At 71.1% G+C, this 4,601-nt stretch carries 4 protein-coding genes and 1 pseudogene; 3 read left to right on the top strand and 2 right to left on the bottom strand.

What is annotated here, in order from left to right; all coding sequences use genetic code 11:
* Positions 1–1,375: helix-turn-helix domain-containing protein (locus I4I78_RS30575; protein WP_218614986.1), on the bottom strand; the 1,375-nt coding region annotated here is incomplete at its 3' end.
* Positions 1,376–1,705: 330 nt separating this feature from the next.
* On the opposite strand from I4I78_RS30575, the gene I4I78_RS30580 reads away from it, so the two are divergent.
* From I4I78_RS30580 to I4I78_RS30590, 3 genes are read left to right on the top strand one after another with little or no spacing between them, the layout of a single operon-like run.
* Positions 1,706–3,229 (top strand): aldehyde dehydrogenase family protein, encoded by a 1,524-nt coding sequence (locus I4I78_RS30580; protein WP_218614987.1) that lies wholly within the window; start codon positions 1,706–1,708, stop codon positions 3,227–3,229.
* Entirely contained in the window at positions 3,229–3,654 is a 426-nt protein-coding gene (locus I4I78_RS30585) for a DUF779 domain-containing protein (protein ID WP_218614988.1), read from the top strand. The genes I4I78_RS30580 and I4I78_RS30585 overlap by 1 nt, the downstream gene beginning before the upstream one ends.
* A 25-nt stretch (positions 3,655–3,679) precedes the next feature.
* The gene (locus I4I78_RS30590) at positions 3,680–4,270 is read left to right on the top strand and encodes a cysteine hydrolase family protein (RefSeq protein ID WP_218614989.1); all 591 of its coding nucleotides are present in this window, start codon (positions 3,680–3,682) and stop codon (positions 4,268–4,270) included.
* Between the two features lie 58 nt (positions 4,271–4,328).
* Here I4I78_RS30590 and I4I78_RS30595 read toward each other — a convergent pair.
* Positions 4,329–4,601, bottom strand: a pseudogene (locus I4I78_RS30595) (NAD-dependent protein deacetylase); the annotation flags it as partial.

A 4,601-nucleotide genomic window follows, 5' to 3' on the forward strand; every position in this document is an offset into this window, starting at 1 on the left:
CCTCGGGTGTGCGGGCCAGTGCCCACATCGCCTCGGCGTCGCCGCGCTGCACGACCGCGGCGCGCACGCTCGCCTCCAGCTGCTCCCGCTCGGCGCGGACCCCGGGGGCCTCGGAGCCGGGCAGCAGGGGGCCGCGGGCGGACTCCTCGGCGGCGTCCCGGATCCGGCCGGCGCGCAACGCCTCGCGGACGTCGAGGAAGTCGGCGGACACCCCGGCGTGCAGCCGGTAGGGCTGGGTGCGGATGACGCCCTCGTCGAGGTGGCAGCGCAGCCGGTGCATCTCCGCGCGCACGGTGACCGGGTTGCCGGCGTCGCCGTAGAGGGCGGTGGCGAGCCGGTCGGCGGTCAGGCCCTCGGGGTGCAGGGCGAGCAGGGTGAGCAGCTCGGCGTGGCGCAGGCTCAGCCGCACCGCGCGGCCGTCCAGCCACACGACGGGCCGCTGCGCGCCGAGGAACGGCATCGACAACGACGCCCAGCGCCGCCCGCCGGGGCGCAGCACGCGCAGCAGGTACCCCTCGGCCAGCGGCTCCAGGACGGCGTCGGTGCCGTCGCCGAGCACCACCCGGTCACCGTCGTGCGGGAGCACCACCCGGTCGCCCTCGTGCGGGAGCATCCCGTCACTGATCCAGCCCAGCGGCTGCGCGGCGAGCACCCGCCCGCGCGGCGAGAGCAGCGCGCCCGGCGCGTCACCGAGGCCGGACAGATGCGGCAGGTTGCGGGCGCGGAACACCTCGTCGCGCAGCGCCATCCGGCTGCTCAGATGGTTCTCCGCGAGCCGCGCCGCGGCGACGACCAGCGACATCGTCGTCGGGTGGAACGTCTCCAGCGGGCCGGTGATGTCCACCGCGCCGATCGTCTCGCCGGTGTCCGGGTCGTGGATCGGGGCGGCCGCGCACGTCCACTGGTGGTAGGTGCGGACCAGGTGCTCGGCCGAGTGGATCTGGACGGGGGAGTCCGCGGCCAGCGCGGTGCCCATCGCGTTCGTGCCGATGGACTCCTCGCTCCAGCGGGTGCCCTCGACCAGCTCGACCCGTTCGGCGCGGCGCAGCACGTCCCGCTCGCCCTCGCGCCACAGGATGTGCCCCTGGGCGTCGGTCACGATCATCATGTGGTGGGCCTGGTCGGCGATCGCGACGAGGGTGTCGCGCAGCAGCGGCAGCACCGGCGAGAGCGGGTGCCCCTCGCGCAGGTCGTCGACCTCGCGGCGCTCGTAGGCGTGCCACGGGCGGCCGCGTTCGGGGTCGACGTGCGCGGCCAGTGAGCGCTGCCAGGAGTCCGAGACGACGTCGCGCGGCGGGTCGGTGGCCTGGTCCCGGGCGAGGACGGCCTCCCGCGTGCGGGCCAGCCGGTCCGCTTCACGTGGACGGACGGTCATCGTCGAGCGCGCACGGTCGGCACCCCGCCCGTGGGCCGCACCCCGTCCGTGGTCTGCACCTACGCCCTGAGCCACATCGCTCCCGTGTCGACGGCGGGTGGAACGGCCGGCGCGGGCGCAGGACCCGGCACGCGGCCCCCCTCCCCGTTCACCGCGATTCTGCTCCACGCCCTGAGCTGAGGCAATCCTGACCTTGATCCGCCGCTGAGGACCTACCCCTCGGGACAGGATTCGCATCTGCGTGCAACTCCGTTGCAACCCCCACGTTCCTAGTGTCGGACGTCACGTGCAGGCACTGACGTGCATCCCGACGTATGGAGGATTCTGAAGATGGCCAAGTACGCGGCTCCCGGTCAGCCGGACAGCGTTGTCACGTTCAAGCCCCGCTACGACCACTACATCGGTGGCGAGTACGTGGCGCCGGTCAAGGGCCAGTACTTCGAGAACCCGACGCCCGTGACCGGTGAGGTGTTCACCGAGGTCGCGCGCGGCACCGCCGAGGACGTGGAGAAGGCGCTCGACGCCGCCTGGGGCGCGGCACCGGCCTGGGGCAAGACCTCCACGACCGAGCGCGCCAACATCCTCAACAAGATGGCCGACCGCGTCGAGGCGAACCTCGAGATGATCGCCATCGCGGAGAGCTGGGAGAACGGCAAGGCCTGCCGCGAGACCCTCGTCGCCGACATCCCGCTCGCGATCGACCACCTGCGCTACTTCGCCGGTGCGATCCGCGCGCAGGAGGGCAGCGTCTCGCAGATCGACGAGGACCTCGTCGCCTACCACTTCCACGAGCCGCTCGGCGTCGTCGGCCAGATCATCCCGTGGAACTTCCCGATCCTGATGGCGATCTGGAAGCTGGCCCCGGCCCTGGCCGCGGGAAACTGCGTCGTCCTCAAGCCGGCCGAGCAGACCCCCGCCTCGATCCACGTCCTGATGGACGTCGTCGGCGACCTGCTGCCCCCGGGCGTGCTGAACATCGTCAACGGCTTCGGCGTCGAGGCGGGCAAGCCGCTGGCCTCGAACAAGCGCATCCGCAAGATCGCGTTCACCGGTGAGACCACGACCGGCCGACTGATCATGCAGTACGCGTCGGAGAACCTGATCCCGGTCACCCTCGAGCTCGGCGGCAAGAGCCCCAACATCTTCTTCGACGACGTGGCCTCGCAGAACGACGCGTTCTACGACAAGTCGCTCGAGGGCTTCGCGATGTTCGCCCTCAACCAGGGCGAGGTCTGCACCTGCCCGTCGCGCGCGCTCATCCAGGGCGGCATCTACGACGACTTCCTGCAGCAGGCCGTCAAGCGCACCGAGCAGATCAAGCAGGGCCACCCGCTCGACACCGAGACGATGATCGGTGCGCAGGCCTCGAACGACCAGTTCGAGAAGATCCTGTCCTACATCGACATCGGCCGGCAGGAGGGCGCCAAGGTCCTCGCCGGTGGCGCCAAGGCCGACCTCGGCGGCGAGCTCGCCGGCGGCTACTACATCCAGCCGACCGTGTTCGAGGGCAACAACTCGATGCGGATCTTCCAGGAGGAGATCTTCGGGCCGGTCGTGTCGGTGGCCCGCTTCACCGACTACGACGACGCCATCAAGATCGCCAACGACACGCTCTACGGGCTCGGTGCGGCGGTCTGGTCGCGTGACGGCAACACCGCCTACCGCGCCGGCCGCGACATCCAGGCCGGCCGGGTGTGGGTGAACAACTACCACTCCTACCCGGCGCACGCGGCGTTCGGCGGCTACAAGAACTCCGGTGTCGGTCGCGAGAACCACAAGATGATGCTCGACCACTACCAGCAGACCAAGAACCTGCTGGTCAGCTACTCGCAGAACGCCCAGGGCTTCTTCTGATGAGTCAGGACTCGACCGCCACCGGGGTACCGGAGGTGCCGGGCTCCGGCACGGAACGGGTGACGCTCACCCCGGCGGCGGCCGAGCTGCTCGTGAAGATGACCGACATCCACGGTCCGCTGATGTTCCACCAGTCCGGTGGGTGCTGCGACGGCAGCGCCCCGATGTGCTACCCGGACGGGGACTTCAAGGTCGGGGCGTCCGACGTGCATCTCGGGGACCTGCAGGTCCCCGGGCTGGAGAAGTCGATCGGCTTCTACATGGCGGCGGACCAGTTCGAGTACTGGAAGCACACCCACCTCACGGTGGACGTGGTGAAGGGACGCGGCAGCGGGTTCTCGGTCGAGGCGCCGGAAGGCGTCCGGTTCATGATCCGCTCCCGGCTGTTCACCGACGACGAGTACCGGGCGATGGAAAGCAAGTGACGTAGCTCCGAAGGAGACCGCACACATGTCCGACCTGCACACCCTGCGCGGGCTGATGGGGCTGCCGGCCACGCCGGCTCCGCTGTCCGAGTCCGCACTGATCATGGTCGACCTGCAGAACACCTACACCGAGGGGATCATGGAGCTGGAGAACGTCGCGCCTGCCCTCGACGAGGCCGCGGCGCTGCTCGACCGGGCCCGCTCCGCAGGCGCCAAGGTGATCCACATCCAGCACGACGCCGGCGAGGGATCGCCCTACGACGTCACGGCCGACATCGGCGCGATCCACCCCTCGGTCGCCCCGCGCGACGGCGAGTCGATCATCATCAAGAACTTCCCGAGCTCGTTCGTCGGCACCGACCTGCAGGCCCAGCTCGGTGACATCGGGAATCTCGTGCTCGCCGGGTTCATGACGCACATGTGCATCAACTCGACCGCGCGCAGCGGCTTCAGCCTGGGCTTCGCCCCGACCGTCGTCGCCGCCGCGACCGCGACCCGGGCGCTGCCGAACGGGACCGAGTCCGTGCCGGCCGCGCACGTCCAGGCCGCCAGCCTGGCGGCACTGTCCGACCTGCCCGGCATCGTGGTCCCGGACCACAGGTCCGTCCCGAGCTGATCGGACCCGCAACGACCGGCTCCCTCGTCGCAACCAGTGCGACGAGGGCGCCGGTCGTTCAGGTGCCGGGGTGGTCCAGGGCTGCGTCCAGGGCTGCCAGGGCGGCTGCGGCGGGGGCGGCGAGGCCGGCGCCGCGGCCGTGCCGGATCTCGGGCTCGCGGACGTTGATCCGCACCAGGGCCCCGGACGACGCGGCGGCCAGCTCCGACTGACGGCGCACCGTGGGCACCGCCGTCCCGGCGCCGAGCTCGACCACGGCGAGCCGGGCGCCGTCGCGGCGCAACCCGCGCAGCCACTCGACGTGCCGGTCCAGGCGCGGGCCGATCTCCCG

This window comes from Pseudonocardia sp. KRD291 (assembly GCF_019263595.1).
GTDB lineage: Bacteria > Actinomycetota > Actinomycetes > Mycobacteriales > Pseudonocardiaceae > Pseudonocardia.